11 protein-coding genes are annotated in these 14,043 nt (G+C 45.1%); 6 read left to right on the forward strand and 5 right to left on the reverse strand.

Going from position 1 to position 14,043, the window contains the following annotated elements; all coding sequences use genetic code 11:
* On the forward strand, positions 1–93 hold a 93-nt coding region (locus PN462_RS21885; RefSeq protein ID WP_272126642.1), incomplete at its 5' end, for a transposase.
* A 110-nt stretch (positions 94–203) separates the two neighbouring features.
* On the opposite strand, the gene PN462_RS21890 is transcribed toward PN462_RS21885, so the two are convergent.
* Positions 204–1,484 carry a hypothetical protein gene (locus PN462_RS21890; RefSeq protein ID WP_272130979.1) on the reverse strand — a complete coding sequence of 427 codons (1,281 nt, stop codon included), beginning with the start codon at positions 1,482–1,484 and terminating at the stop codon, positions 204–206.
* Positions 1,485–1,646: 162 nt separating this feature from the next.
* Between PN462_RS21890 and PN462_RS21895 the strand changes: the two genes are divergently transcribed.
* Both PN462_RS21895 and ribBA read left to right on the forward strand, forming a co-directional pair.
* Positions 1,647–2,390 (forward strand): 4'-phosphopantetheinyl transferase family protein, encoded by a 744-nt coding sequence (locus tag PN462_RS21895; protein WP_272130980.1) that lies wholly within the window; start codon positions 1,647–1,649, stop codon positions 2,388–2,390.
* A gap of 224 nt (positions 2,391–2,614) precedes the next feature.
* A complete protein-coding gene (gene ribBA / locus PN462_RS21900; protein WP_272130981.1) occupies positions 2,615–4,285 on the forward strand; it encodes a bifunctional 3,4-dihydroxy-2-butanone-4-phosphate synthase/GTP cyclohydrolase II in 1,671 nt (556 codons plus the stop codon).
* A gap of 25 nt (positions 4,286–4,310) precedes the next feature.
* Here the strand turns inward: ribBA and PN462_RS21905 are convergent, their stop codons facing one another.
* On the reverse strand, positions 4,311–4,808 hold the full coding sequence (locus PN462_RS21905) for an REP-associated tyrosine transposase (RefSeq protein ID WP_272130982.1): 498 nt from the start codon (positions 4,806–4,808) through the stop codon (positions 4,311–4,313).
* A gap of 123 nt (positions 4,809–4,931) precedes the next feature.
* Between PN462_RS21905 and PN462_RS21910 the strand changes: the two genes are divergently transcribed.
* Positions 4,932–7,364, forward strand: coding sequence for a CHAT domain-containing tetratricopeptide repeat protein (locus PN462_RS21910; protein WP_272130983.1), 2,433 nt, complete (start codon positions 4,932–4,934; stop codon positions 7,362–7,364).
* Position 7,365: 1 nt separating this feature from the next.
* Here the strand turns inward: PN462_RS21910 and PN462_RS21915 are convergent, their stop codons facing one another.
* Both PN462_RS21915 and PN462_RS21920 read right to left on the reverse strand, forming a co-directional pair.
* On the reverse strand, positions 7,366–7,626 hold the full coding sequence (locus tag PN462_RS21915) for a J domain-containing protein (RefSeq protein WP_272130984.1): 261 nt from the start codon (positions 7,624–7,626) through the stop codon (positions 7,366–7,368).
* A gap of 1 nt (position 7,627) precedes the next feature.
* Positions 7,628–8,134, reverse strand: a complete 507-nt coding sequence (locus tag PN462_RS21920; protein WP_272130985.1) for a hypothetical protein — start codon at positions 8,132–8,134, stop codon at positions 7,628–7,630.
* A 173-nt stretch (positions 8,135–8,307) separates the two neighbouring features.
* Here PN462_RS21920 and PN462_RS21925 point away from each other — a divergent pair, with 173 nt between their 5' ends.
* Together PN462_RS21925 and PN462_RS21930 are read left to right on the forward strand one after the other, a co-directional pair.
* Positions 8,308–10,140, forward strand: coding sequence for an ABC transporter ATP-binding protein (locus tag PN462_RS21925; protein WP_272130986.1), 1,833 nt, complete (start codon positions 8,308–8,310; stop codon positions 10,138–10,140).
* Positions 10,141–10,355: 215 nt separating this feature from the next.
* A complete protein-coding gene (locus tag PN462_RS21930) occupies positions 10,356–10,913 on the forward strand; it encodes a Uma2 family endonuclease (protein WP_272130987.1) in 558 nt (185 codons plus the stop codon).
* Between the two features lie 316 nt (positions 10,914–11,229).
* Here PN462_RS21930 and PN462_RS21935 read toward each other — a convergent pair whose 3' ends face one another.
* Positions 11,230–13,902, reverse strand: coding sequence for a hybrid sensor histidine kinase/response regulator (locus tag PN462_RS21935; RefSeq protein ID WP_272130988.1), 2,673 nt, complete (start codon positions 13,900–13,902; stop codon positions 11,230–11,232).
* Positions 13,903–14,043: the final 141 nt, after the last annotated feature.

Here is a 14,043-nt window from a genome sequence, read left to right on the forward strand (position 1 = left end):
GTTTTTTGGACAGGCTCGTACTTTGTGGCTAGTTGCGGAGGGGTGACAATTGAGACATTAAAACAGTATGTCGAGAATCAAACTGCCCCCTGATTCATCCCATCGCCGGAGGCGAGGGTCTTCTCAGGGTTAAAGATAAAACCTGCACTGTCCTACCAATAAGGTGGGACAGTGCTTTCTTTTTGCTCAATGGTGCAACCAGTCTAGGCGCGATACCGGGGAAAGGTCGGTAAGTCTAACCCGGCCAGGGATTGACGCTTTTTGAGGGTTTTTTTCGGGGGTGGGGTGGTTTTCTCTACGGGGGGGTTAGCCGTCGGTTTTACCGCCGGAGGGGAGGGGTTTAATTGTTTGCGGGGATGGGAAAAGGAGGGTAAGGAGACGTTTTTGTATTTCCCTGGGGGGGCGGATTGACCCATGACGGGTTCAGGAGAGGGGGATGGCTCATCCTGTGGGGGGTCTGGGGTGTAGTCTGGAGCAGTATCGGGACTGTCTTGGGGATACTGCTCTGGCGGGGTCTCCAGACTGGAGGGTTGAGCATAGTCTGGGATGTTGTTTTGGGGGTTTTCCAGACTGGAGGGTTGAGAATAGTCTGGGGTGTCGTCGGGGGTGGGTTGGGGAGACGGTGGGGGGGTTGTGGGCTGTTGTTCCATTAAGCGAGAGACCCAACTGGGGGGTTCTCCTAGTCCTGACTGTTGATTCCGAAATTGTAAGGACCAGGGTTGAATGGGTTGTCGTTTGTCCCCTGGGTTGGGTTGTACGGGTTTGGCTTTGGGGGGTTCAGCTTTGGGAGGGGTTTGGGGTTGCGGTTGTGGGGTGGGGGTTGCGTGAAGGCTGGAGGGGTCGCTTTTTAAGACTTCATCGGCGGGGGTTAAATAGCGATCCAGTACGGCTTTAAACTGTTGGGTGTGGTGTTGTTGTCGGGTTAAGCGATCGCGCAATTCCTGAGAATTATCCGCCGCTTGAGACAACAGTTGCACCTGGTCTTGATACCGTTGATGGGCGAGGGCGCATTCTCGTTCCAGTTGCACAATCTGGGTTTGGGCGGTTTCTAACTGTTTGGTGAGGGTTTCGATCAACTGATGTTGACGTTGCGCCACCTGGTGAGAGGCTTCTAATTCTTGAAACAGTAAACCAATCTGGGCCTGTGCGTCTTGGAGTTCTTGGGACTCTCCGGACGCGACTCCCCCTTGGGTTTGAGTCCGTCTGCGTTGGGCGGCTTCTTCTTGTAACTTATTGAGAGCTTGTTCTAGGGTTGCCACTTTACGCAACAATTCCCGATTCCGTTGGCGGAGAGTCCGCGCCAACCCAAACCAGTCCGCCTCTTGAATAGAGGAAGTCCCAAAGAGTTCCTCCATCTGTTCCGGGGTTTCGGGGATGGGTTTCGCCCCTTCGGGATTGGGCGATGAAGAATAGTCCTCACTCGCAGAGGAAAACCAAGGATGTTCGGGCGGTTGGGGTTGGTTGGGGTTGTCTGCTTCGCTCATAGGTTAGGTTTACGCTTGGCGATAATGGATAAGGACACACGGGTGGGGTTCAAGGTTAGGCGAGGAAGTTGGAAGACTTTGACCGCCAACTATTGGGGTTTATTTTAACGTTAGATTAGATTGGAGGAAACTCGATGAAGACGGGACATTATTTTAGCAGGTATGGAATGGTTGCGGGTCAGTGAGTTAGAGGATTGGCGGTTGCCTCCGGATACGTTACATTTATGGCTGGTGGATCGTCGGGAATGGGAGACCGAGGAGGCTCGGTTTTGGGGGATTTTATCGGATTTGGAGAGGAGACGGGCGAATCGGTTTTTACAAAAGCGCGATCGCAGGGCCTTTATCCTCGGACGGGGATTACTCCGCCTTTTCCTCAGCCATTACCTCCACCACCCCCCCCAAACCCTCACCTTTACCTACAGTGACCAAGGGAAACCCGCCCTAGTCTCCTCTCCCCTCCAGTTTAACCTGTCCCACTCCGGAGAGTTTGCCCTCTACGGATTCACCCGCCAAACCCCCCTAGGCGTTGATCTCGAAAAAATCCGCCCCCTCCCCCATCTCAAACTCGCCCAACGGTTTTTTCAACCCCAAGAATATCAAGCCTTATCCCGCTTACCCCCCAGAGACCAAGAATTGGCATTTTTCCGCATCTGGACCCGCAAAGAAGCCTATCTCAAAGCCACGGGAGAAGGCATAGCCGCCTTAAACACCGTCCAAGTCTCCGTCACTCCGGAACATCCCCCCTCCCTCCTGCGCCTGGATGCCCAATCAACAGATACCTCGGCTTGGGTGTTGGGGGATTTACCCCCCCTATCCGGTTATGTCGGGGCTTTCGCGCTCATGGAGTCTCTGGCTTACTGGACCTTTACTCTTTCTCCAACAAAAAAAATTTGGGGTGGGGGGTGACACCCCTCCCCCAATTTGTTATATTAAATCTAGTAGATGCACCCTGATGATTGGGGGGGTCACTTTTTAATAAAGGTGGCTCTCTTTTTTTTTGTCTATTTTTGAGATATAGCGTTTTTCAGTTTAGGGTGCAGGACGGCTTGCACCATCCCCTTCCCCGAACAACCGCCCAAACAAGTTACAATCAATAAAGAATTGTAATGTAAGAAAACGTAACAAAATCCGTGTTGGACTCGCCCCATTATCCCTGTCACTTTGATTCCATTGATGCCGCCCTAGCCGACTATAAAGCAGGCCGGCCCATCGTTGTCGTGGACGACGAACACCGGGAAAACGAAGGCGACTTAATTTGTGCTGCCCAGTTTGCCACCCCGGATATGATTAATTTTATGGCAGTGGAAGCAAGGGGGTTAATCTGTCTGGCCATGACAGGGGAACGTTTGGATCAACTGGATCTGCCCCTGATGGTGACAAAAAACACCGATCCCAACCAAACGGCCTTCACCGTCAGCATTGATGCGGCCCCTCGTTGGGGAGTCACCACAGGCATTTCCGCCGATGATCGGGCCAAAACCATTCAAGTGGCCATCAACCCCACCGCGACACCGGAAGATTTACGACGACCTGGGCATATTTTCCCCCTGCGGGCAAAAACAGGGGGAGTCCTCAAACGGGCAGGCCATACGGAAGCGGCCGTGGATTTATCCCGCTTATCGGGATTGTATCCTGCTGGGGTCATTTGCGAAATTCAAAACCCCGATGGGTCGATGGCCCGCTTGCCAGAATTGGATAAGTATGCCCAGAAACACGATCTGAAACTGATTACCATTGCCGATTTAATCAGTTATCGCCTCGAACACGATCGCTTTGTCTATCGAGAAGCCGTGAGTCGCTTCCCCAGCCAGTTTGGGGAGTTTACCCTCTATGCCTATCGCAATGTCTTGGATAATTCCGAACATATTGCCATTGTCAAGGGGGATTTAAAGGAATTTCCAGATAATCCCGTCATGGTGCGGATGCACTCGGAATGTTTAACTGGGGATGCGTTGGGATCATTACGCTGTGACTGTCGGATGCAGTTACAGACAGCCTTAAAAATGATTGATAATCATGGGTTAGGGGTTGTGGTGTATTTGCGTCAGGAAGGCCGGGGAATTGGTTTAGTCAATAAATTAAAAGCCTATTCCCTACAAGATATGGGGTTAGATACCGTAGAAGCCAATGAACGGTTAGGGTTTCCGGCCGATTTACGGGAATATGGCATGGGGGCGCAAATGTTGAATGATTTAGGGGTGAATAAAATTCGCCTGATCACCAATAATCCCCGCAAAATTGCAGGATTGAAGGGGTATGGGTTAGAAATTGCCGACCGTGTTCCCCTGTTAATTGAAGCTACCGATTATAATTCGGAATATTTAGCCACCAAAGCGGAAAAATTGGGTCATCTCCTGTTGCAAACTTATTTAATTACCGTTGGGGTGCAATGGGATGAGACGGTGCAAACGGTGAAACAACGGTATGAGTTATTAGAACAGTTGCGGGAGTTGTCAGAGTCGGAGAATTTAGTGTTACAGGAAGAAGCGAGGCCAGTTGCGATCGCGCTTTTCAGCAAACCCAGTTTAGTCATTCATTTAGGTTTTGATCAAGCCAATTTAGCCAGTCCTGACTGGTACAAAGATCAAAATCATCCGTATAGTGAGGCCATTACGCGCATTCTGGACACCCTCACCACTTGGCCTCAAGTAAACCGTTTAGAGTTTCTCCTGTCCCAAGGTCATGATCCCATGACGACATTACGAGTGCATTTATCTCGAACCCATTATCCCTTAGATAAAAAACCATCTTCCGTTGCCTCTCATTGGGAAACCCAAACCATTTATAGTTTTGTCCGATAACAACCCCAATCCCCCGTAGGGTGCGTTAACGAAGTGTAACGCACCAATCAATAAGATAAATCCTAGAATATGGCCAATCTTGAGGATGTTTACATAATCCATGGCGAACTGGATTATCATGAATATAATCACAATGCAAGGCATAATCTCGCTCATTCCGGATTAAATGTTCCCAAAAACGACGTTGCCAGAGATTCTTTTCGTTTCGCTTTTTTCGGGATTGAGATATTTCTCGATTAATGCCTAATTCTTGTCCATAATGTTTGGTGACATAGGTTTTAATTAATCGCAATCTCACGGAGAAGTCAAAATCATTTGGGGGTAAAGTCCACAAACAATGGAAATGATCGGGTAATAAAATAAACGCATCTATCGAAAATGGATATTTTTCTCTGACTTTTTCAATTGCCTCTCGGAGTGCTTTTCTGCCCATGGGCCAACAAAGCCAAGAGATTCTTTGATACGTGACTTGGGTGATAAAGTAGGTTGCTCCCGCAAGATAAGGTCTTCTATAATTCGGCATTGAGCTTTTATGCGGTTGGAAATGCTGTAATATAGCATTGTTTGGGTGGGTTGGGGTGCGTTACGCTGTCGCGCTTCACGGCCTACGACCTACGACCAATCATTCCTACTGTATGCCAAAACTATGAAAACTAACGCCTTTTCTCTTTTGTTGTCTTTGGTGGTTTTGGGAAGTTCGGCTTTGCCGGGAGTTACCCAAGGTGCAGAGATTCGCCGCAGTTATGAGCAGGTGCTTGAGGGTTTTCCTACAATGCTTGAACAAGCGGAGGAAAGTGGGAATCGTAAGGCGGTGTCTCAAGCTCTTTATTCGGCAGCGATCGCATATCAGTATTTTGGAGAATTTGAAAAGGCTCTCCCTCTCTATGAGGAGGCGTTGCAGATAGCGAGGGAGGTGAATGATCTGGCTTGGGAACGCAGTATTTTACATAGTTTCAGCAGTTTAAAATCGAAGTTAGGCGATCTGCATGGGATTAATTTTCTGGAGGAACAATTAGCCCAAGCTCGTACTCCAGAACGGCGTAAAATGTTGCTTCATGTGCTGGGGTATTCTTACACGACGGACTTAAATTCTGTGCGAGCGTTGGAGGTTTGGCAAGAGTATTTAACGCTGGTTGATCCCCGTGAAGCTCCCCAAGACTATCTGGCGGCGGTTTATTCTCTGGCTTCGGTGTATCAAATTAATCGACAGTTTGGCAAGGGGATTGCGGTGATAGAGGAGGCGATTCCGGTTATTCAAAATAGTGAGATTCGTGAGCAAGTTTCTGGTCTCCATCTGATGTTAGGGATTATCCGCTATCAACGCCGCCAACCGGAGGCGGCTTTGGTTGATCTGCAAAATGCGGTTGCTCTGGCTTCGGATAATTACCAAAAAGTGGCTTATTTGGAGGCGGTGGCGGAATTCTATAATGCTGAACAGGAGTATGAAAAAGCTCTTGCGGTGCAGCAGCAACGGTGGGAATTGGTTCAGGAGTTTGAGGCGTTGAATCAAGGGATGGTTTTGGATGACTTGAGTGCGTCCTATTTTGGGTTGGGGGATTTGGCGCAAGCCTTGGAGTGGCAAAAACAAGCCTTGGCGAAGTATAAGGCGGAGAATCATTCTCTTGCGGTGGCTTCGGAGAGGGTGGGGTATCTGTTGTGGCGTATGGGCCGGGCAAAGCAGGCTGAACCTTATCTGAGAGAAGCGATTGAGGCGTATGAGCAAGACCGACAAGCGAGTTTACAGAATACTAATATTTTACCGATGAGCCGCGATCGCCTCAATCAAATTCAATTTGAAAGTTCGGTTGATGCCTATCGACTCTTGCAACGAGTTTTGATTGAGCAAAATCGGTTTCAGGATGCGCTAGAAGTCTCTGAACAAGGACGAACGAAGGCTTTAACGGAGTTGATGGTGTCTCGCTTTGCGTTAAACCCAGAGGAGGTTCAAGCAACGGCGTTAAGTTGGTCGGAAATGCAGCAAATTGCTCAACGGGAGAAAACGACGTTGGTGCAATATACGATTGTGTATGAGTATGGTCGTCTCTACCGTTATAACTTTTTTCCTAAGCCGCCTCCGCCTTCCCAAGAGCTTTTAATTTGGGTGGTTCACCCGGATGGGACGATGGATTTTCGCCAAGTGACGGTGGAGCAACCGATTGAGGAGTTGGTGAAAGAGGCCCGTCAGGGGATTTATTTGGCGAGTCGTCGTCCTAATGCAGAGGTTGCTCCGCTTCAAGCGTTACACGGGGTTCTCATTGAACCGATCGCAGATTTATTACCTACTGATCCCAATGCAACGGTGACTTTTATTCCCCAAGATATGCTGTTTCTTGTTCCTTTTCCGGCTTTACTGGATGCTCAGGGAACGGCTTTTATTGAACAGCATACGCCGATTACTGTTCCGTCGATACAAGTTCTCGGTTTAGCACGACAGGTGCGCGAGATGCTGACTCCCCAGGAGGAGATGTTGATTGTGGGGAATCCAACGATGCCGACGGTTTCGTTGATTCCTGGACAACCTCCGGAGCAGTTGGAAACGCTATCGGGGGCGGAAAAAGAGGCAAATGCGATCGCGCAACTCCTCAACACCCAACCCCTTTTAGGTTCAGATGCGACGAAACCCCAAGTGAAGCAACGGATGGAGGAGGCCAAGTATATTCATTTTGCCACCCACGGGTTACTGGATGAGTTTTCGGGGTATTTAAGTGCTTTGGCTTTTGCTCCGACTGCAAATGATAATGGTTTGTTGTCCACTAGAGAGGTGTTTCAGTTGGACTTAAATGCTGAGTTAGCGGTATTGAGTGCCTGTGATACGGGACGGGGATCAAAGACGTTATTTGGGGATGGGGTTGTGGGGTTTTCTCGCTCTTTTATTGGGGCCGGTGTTCCTAGTTTGGTGGTTTCGTTATGGGCGATTCCCGATCAACCAACGGCAACGTTAATGGTGGAATTTTATCAGAATTTAGAGCAAGGCCAGAATAAGGCGCAGGCTTTACGAGAAGCGATGTTAACCACGCGCCAACAATATCCTAGTCCGAGGGATTGGGCTGCATTTACATTAATGGGAGTGGCGGAGTAAGTCATTTCGTTGAATTTTTTAAAGCAATTTCATAGGCTTGTTTCAAAATAGAAAAACTTCTAGAATTTCCTCCTGTATCTGGATAAAACTGTTTGGCTTCTTTGCGATAAGCCTGTTTTACTGTATCAAGGTAAAATTCAACAAAATAAACTTTCTGCCACGCTGTTATGCGTTGTACACATCTTCGCTGACTTTGAGTATAAGCATTTTGGAAGTCAAGATAAATGAGAGCAGAAGCACTGTCGAATTGTGCTTTAGTCACTCTAAATAACTTTATAAACGATCGCACCGTCCGAATCACGATTATAAGACCGAATTAAATCTTCTCGTTCCATTTCTAATAATAGGGGTTTAACTCGTTCTGGAGATAATTCCGTCATCACTACAATATCCGAAACTGTAAACTCTGACTGTTGTTTCCCAGCTTTCAAAATTTGTACTTTAGCATTGGGTAAAGAGGCTTGGGGAGTAGAGTCCAATTGTAACCCTTTTTCTTGTGCCTTATCTCTTGCTTTTTTGACCGCTAGAGAATTTTCGATCGCTACTCCAAAGATGAAAAAACCATACAAGGTATCCGACGGATCTTCCCCGATGACATCTTCAGCAGAAATGAGTAGCATCATGGCTATAAAAGCCAGCAGAGATGCGGTATAACGTAAGGTGTAGAGATATCCCCCAAACGGGACAAAGAACGTGAGAATCGCGGTTATCCAGATTTTTTTCTTGGCCTGCTTCTGGATTTTTTGTAAGGTTTGTTCAGTGTCAGACATGATCAGTTCAATCCAAGTATGCGGAACAGTAGGGTTATTTCCTAGGATACTCGGAAAAATTAAGGACGGTGTTCAATTTAGTCTTTTTTCACACTTTCTCCCCTAGATCGGTTTGCTATCCTGATGGAGTTGGTACAATCATGTTTAACTGATAAGACCTGACGGATAGACGCATGAGTGATACGGTTCTCGATGTTCGCAATTTACAAGTTCAGTTTTCCTTGGAAGACCAAACGCAACCTTTAGTTGCAGTGGATGAGATTAGTTTTCAGTTACAACGAGGGGAAACCCTGGGAATCGTGGGAGAATCCGGTTCGGGGAAGTCAGTGACTGCGTTAGCATTGATGGGGTTGGTCCCGCAACCGGGGAAGGTTGCAGGGGGGGAGATTTGGTTTACTCCGGAGAGGGGGGAAGATGCGGTGGACTTGCGATCGCTCCATGAAGAAAAACGACGCAAGTTCCGAGGGGGACGGGTGGCAATGATTTTCCAAGAACCTATGTCCTCTCTCAACCCAGTGTATAATATCGGGTTTCAGCTAACTGAGGCGATTCGCTTACATCAAAATGTCTCTCCTCCCGAAGCAAGACGAAAAGCGATTTTATCCTTACAAGAAGTCCGTCTTTTATCCAGTGATGAGGAGTTACGAGAAAAGGCAGTCCAGGAATTAGAGGGAAACCCCACAGAACGGGAAATTATTCGCCACATTAACGAACAAAAACGGGCCATGTTGAAACGCTATCCCCACGAGTTATCTGGGGGACAGTTGCAACGGGTGATGATTGCCATGGCGATTTCTTGTAATCCGACGCTGTTAATTGCTGATGAACCGACTACAGCGTTAGATGTGACGGTACAGGCCACCATTTTACAGTTACTCAATGACCTCTGTAAGGCGCGAGAAATGTCCTTAATTTTCATTACCCATGATTTAGGGGTCATTGCGGAAATTGCTGATCAAGTGGCGGTGATGTACAAGGGAGAAATTGTTGAGACAGGGAGTTTAGAGAAACTTTTTGCTCATCCTGAACATCCCTACACAAAAGGTTTATTAGCTTGTCGGCCTCGCTTAGACCAAAAATTAGCTATTCTCCCCACGATTGAAGACTTTATGGAATTTAAAACCACGGAAAGCGGGGAGGAAGTGGTGCAAGAAAAAGTAGCTGTTCAAACTACAGCGAAGGAGTCTTTAGATCGCAATGTAGAAAAGAATAAAGTATTACTTTCGGTGGAAAAATTAAGTGTGGGGTTTCCCATTAAGGGAGTTTTAGGTTTTACCCAACGGTATTTTATGGCCGTGAATGACATTTCTTTCGAGGTTTACGAAGGGGAAACGTTGGGATTGGTGGGTGAGTCGGGGTGTGGAAAGTCCACGTTAGCAAGGACGTTGTTACGCTTAACTCCAGAGTTACATGGCAAAATTAAGTTTGATGGGAAACAAATTACTCAACTGTCGAAGACTCGTTTGCAACGCTTGAGACGGGAGATGCAAATTGTCTTTCAAAACCCTTATAATTCTCTCAATCCTCGTTTGAGTGTCGGCAAAACCATTACTGAACCGTTACGGGTGCATAATATGGGAATAAGTGAGAAAAAGCGGAAGGAACGCGCTGCTTATTTGTTAGAAAAAGTTGGCTTAAATGCCGATGCGATGAAACGCTATCCCCACGAGTTTTCCGGAGGTCAACGACAACGGGTTTGTATTGCTCGCGCTTTAGCGTTAAATCCTCGCTTTATTATTTGTGATGAATCGGTATCGGCATTAGATGTTTCGGTACAAGCGCAGGTGTTAAATTTATTGAAGGAATTGCAAGGGGAATTTGGCCTCACTTATATTTTTATTTCCCATGATTTAAGTGTGGTTCAATTTATGAGCGATCGCATCATGGTTATGAACCAAGGAAAAATCGAAGAAATCGACAGTGCCGCCGAAATTTATCACAACCCCAAAACCGATTATACTCGTCAACTCATTGAATCGATCCCCACGGGAGAATTAGTGCAGTAAATCGTCAAGATGTTACAATAGTTAAAGACGGAGGTTTCAACCAATTGTAAATTGTCAGAAGAATTGATTTAGGAAAGAAGAAAAGAGACTGTTAGTGAGTGAAGTAGTGATGGATGCTTCTGATTGGGTGAAGCAAAGCATAACCCAACAAAACGTTAAATCGACCCAAAAATAAATTGACCCAAAAATAAATTGACCCAAAAACCACCGATAAAATGACTCAAACCATAAATCCCTCTCTCACCTTAGACGACTTCCTGAAGCGGCCAGAAACCAAACCGGCCTCAGAATATCTTAACGGAAAAATTATTCAAAAACCCATGCCACAAGGAGAACATAGTTTACTACAAGGGGAATTATGCGAAACAATTAATAAAGTGACTAGAACGCAAAAAATTGCGAGAGCATTCCCCGAATTACGCTGTACCTTTGGAGGACGTTCCCTTGTCCCCGATATTACTGTATTTTACTGGGACAGAATCCCCGTCACTCCTCAAGGCAAAATTGCCAATCGCTTTGAAATTTATCCCGATTGGTCAATTGAAATTTTATCTCCCGATCAAGGGATGATGCAAGTGTTAGATAAATTATTACATTGTTCTCAACAAGGAACAAAACTAGGTTGGTTAATTAATCCTGAAGAAGAAAGTATTGCGGTAATTGGTGAAAACCAACGGATTGATTTATTTCGAGGAGAAAATACACTCCCTGTATTAGAGGGAATTGAGTTAGAGTTAAGCGTTGCAGAAATTGTCAGTTGGTTAAACCTTTGATTGTGGATTTTATTGTATATTTTGTCAGTATTCAGGTTGACTAGACGATCCCCCTCTTATCCGTCTTAAAAAAGGGGGAAGCCAAATGATTATTGCATTAACCCGTTTTTAACGGGTTTCAGCTATTAGCCTTGGGTTTTAACCCAAGGATTACTAATGATTATTATATTATCTGAAATCCGCTTGATTTCTATTAAATCAATTTATTGTAAGCCCTTTAGGGCTTACTACGAACTGATAAGGATTAACCGGATGTCATATCAACCCGTTTTTAACGGGTTTCAGCTATTAGCCTTGGGTTTTAACCCAAAAATTACTAATGTTCATTCAAGAATTGACGGATTTTTTGGATATTAAACGTTTGCAATAACTGCTCTAATTCATCCACAAAGGTTTTATACTGATCATCTAAAATGGCAAGACGTTTTAATTCAGATTTCAGACCACTCATTTGTCCCTTTTCTGCATATTCTCTCAAGGTTTCTAACTCGGAGGGAGGAGGGATAGTTAGGGTATCGTTTGCAACAACTAAAGTATCCTTTACTACCAAGTTTTCATTTTCATAAATCCAATCAAAATTGAGATATTTTTGTAGCATTTGATAGAGATTATCAGCTTCTACGGGTTTCGCTAAGAAATCATCTCCTCCTGCATCGAGACTTTTTTGTTGATCTGCTTCAAATACACTGGCCGAAGACACAATAATTAAAGTATTTTTTAAATCGGGATGTTGTCGGATTAATTCTAAAAATCTCCAACCATCCATAACAGGCATTTTTAAATCTGTAATAATTAAATCGGGGTAATATTGGCTGGCTTTTTCTAGTCCTTCTTGACCATTTTCAGCCTCTATAAGGTCAAACCCAACGGGTTTTAATAAGTTCACTAAAACCGAACGATTTTCCCAGCGATCATCGACAATTAAAATAAGACGACTTTCTCCACTATATCCTTGAATAACTCCTTTTTTGGTGAGACTATTTTTAATAATCCAATCATTGGATAAGGGACATTCAATAGAGAAAGAAAAAACACTCCCGACTCCTAATTGACTCTCTACCTGAATTGTTCCCCCCATCATTTCAATGATTTTTTGACTAATGGATAATCCTAGTCCTGTTCCTTCTGCTTTTTTATCACTGTCTCCTACCTGTTCAAAGGGGTTAAAAATCTTTTGTTGTTGTTCGGAAGTCATCCCAACCCCTGTATCTTCTACAGTGAAAGATAAACGGACTTGTTGGGGGGTTAAATTCTCAATTTGCACATCAAAGATAATGTGACCTGTATCGGTAAATTTAGTAGCATTACTAATTAAATTAATTAAAACTTGTCTGAGGCGTTTTTCATCGGTTTTGATGCCTTCCGGTAGCTGTTCGGGGGGATGATAAATAAAGTTAACTCCTTTCTTTTCTGCGCGAATTTGGCACATTTCCACGACACTCTGGAGGAAAGAGGGTAAATGAAAATCTTGGGGATTTAACTCCAGTTTGCGGGCTTCAATTTTAGAAATATCGAGGACATCATTAATGAGGGTCAGCAGGTGAGACCCACATTGTTGAATGACGGTTAAGCCATGTTTTTCCTGTTCATTGAAATTGGCAGAACGCTGTAAGACTTGGGTATAACCTAAAACCCCATTGAGAGGGGTTCTTAATTCATGACTCATGTTGGCCAAAAACTCACTTTTGGCCCGGTTGGCATTATCGGCGATTTTTTTGGCTTTTTCTAATTCTGCGGTGCGTTCTTTTACCCGGTCTTCGAGGTCATCAAAGGAGGTTTTTAACTGTTCTGTCATGCGGGTAAAGGCATTTTTGAGAATGTCTAATTCATCTCCTTGTTCGAGGTTGAAGGGAGAGAGAGAAGTCCCATTGTTTGAGGCATTTTTGGCGTTATTTAAACGACGAGACCGTTCTACGTCAGCTTGGGCTATTTTAAAACATTCTTCTAAAATGGGCTTTAAGCGTTGATTGAGTCGCCGCACAAACAACGCCACTACCCCTGCTAAAATGATACCAGCCCCGATCGCACCTCCTGCGGCAATCAGAATCACAGGTTGCAACACCACTCCCTGGGGAACAGATGCAAGCATCACCCAGTTAGTCCCCTCAATACGTTGATAGGCCCAAAAACGGCCATTTCGTTCCAACCATCCCACTGTCTCTTGAGACTCCCGATTAATTTGTTGCCACAGAAACTGCAAGTCGGGAATATCTGCATAGGTTTCTAAGTTCACCGCTTTTTGGGGGTTCGGTGGATAAGCCAGTAAATTGCCCTCCTGACTTAAAATAGCAAAATACCCATCTTGCCAATTCTCAGGAACTTGAACCTGTTTATTCAGTTCCGTGACATTAATATCTAAGCCAGAAATGCCTATAATTTCCCCATTTTCATCAAAAATTGGCCTCGTTACCGTGGTCATTGTCACCCCTGTCCAGCGATAGGGTTCTAACCAAAGGGTTTCTCCTGCATTATACGGTCGTAAATAATATTCCTGTTCCAAACAATCCTGATCAACGGAACAAGCATCAACATAGCGAATATGTTCATAAGGTGGGGCTAATGTTTCCCCTTCTTGACCTGGAACATCTTGATCTAAAAAATAAAATAACCAATAGGCTTCTCGGTCTGGAAAAATTTTTTGAGGAAATTGCCCAAACCCCAACGCCATAGTTAAAGAAGACCGTTCTTGAAACAGATCAAAGACGGTTTGTTGATAAGTTTCTAAATCTTCGATCCCATAACGGTGCATGGATTTGACTACGGCGGTCAGATTTTCCATAGTGTTTCTCGCTACCGCTAATTCCCCTTCAATGATCTCTACTTGGGTACTGAGTTGCCCTTGAATATCTTCCTTAGCCCGATGCTCTAACACTTCATAAAACAAATAAGCGATACTACTAAAGCCAACTAACGCGCCGCCTAAAACATAGATAAATAATCTCGCTCCAATCGACTGACGCAGGGATTTTTTTTTCTGCTTTACAAGCATGAGTTTTCCGGAAGGTGAAGGACAATATTAGCGATTTCCTGTAACTCTGTATGATAAATTAATCTGCCATCAAAAACAGCAATTGCAATAAAAATTTAAACTATTTGAAGCTGATGGCTGAATGCTGACGATTAATGACAA

It is taken from the genome of Spirulina sp. CS-785/01 (assembly GCF_028330525.1).
In the GTDB taxonomy this organism is placed as follows: Bacteria; Cyanobacteriota; Cyanobacteriia; order Cyanobacteriales; family Spirulinaceae; genus JAQMSD01.

What these genes read in the sequence shown, in the direction of transcription:
- PN462_RS21890 (WP_272130979.1), bottom strand. Translation starts at nt 1,484, where the DNA reads ATGAGCGAAGCAGACAACCCCAACCAACCCCAACCGCCCGAACATCCT.
- PN462_RS21895 (WP_272130980.1), top strand. Translation starts at nt 1,647, where the DNA reads ATGGAATGGTTGCGGGTCAGTGAGTTAGAGGATTGGCGGTTGCCTCCG.
- PN462_RS21905 (WP_272130982.1), bottom strand. Translation starts at nt 4,808, where the DNA reads ATGCCGAATTATAGAAGACCTTATCTTGCGGGAGCAACCTACTTTATC.
- PN462_RS21910 (WP_272130983.1), top strand. Translation starts at nt 4,932, where the DNA reads ATGAAAACTAACGCCTTTTCTCTTTTGTTGTCTTTGGTGGTTTTGGGA.
- PN462_RS21920 (WP_272130985.1), bottom strand. Translation starts at nt 8,134, where the DNA reads ATGTCTGACACTGAACAAACCTTACAAAAAATCCAGAAGCAGGCCAAG.
- PN462_RS21925 (WP_272130986.1), top strand. Translation starts at nt 8,308, where the DNA reads ATGAGTGATACGGTTCTCGATGTTCGCAATTTACAAGTTCAGTTTTCC.
- PN462_RS21930 (WP_272130987.1), top strand. Translation starts at nt 10,356, where the DNA reads ATGACTCAAACCATAAATCCCTCTCTCACCTTAGACGACTTCCTGAAG.
- PN462_RS21935 (WP_272130988.1), bottom strand. Translation starts at nt 13,902, where the DNA reads ATGCTTGTAAAGCAGAAAAAAAAATCCCTGCGTCAGTCGATTGGAGCG.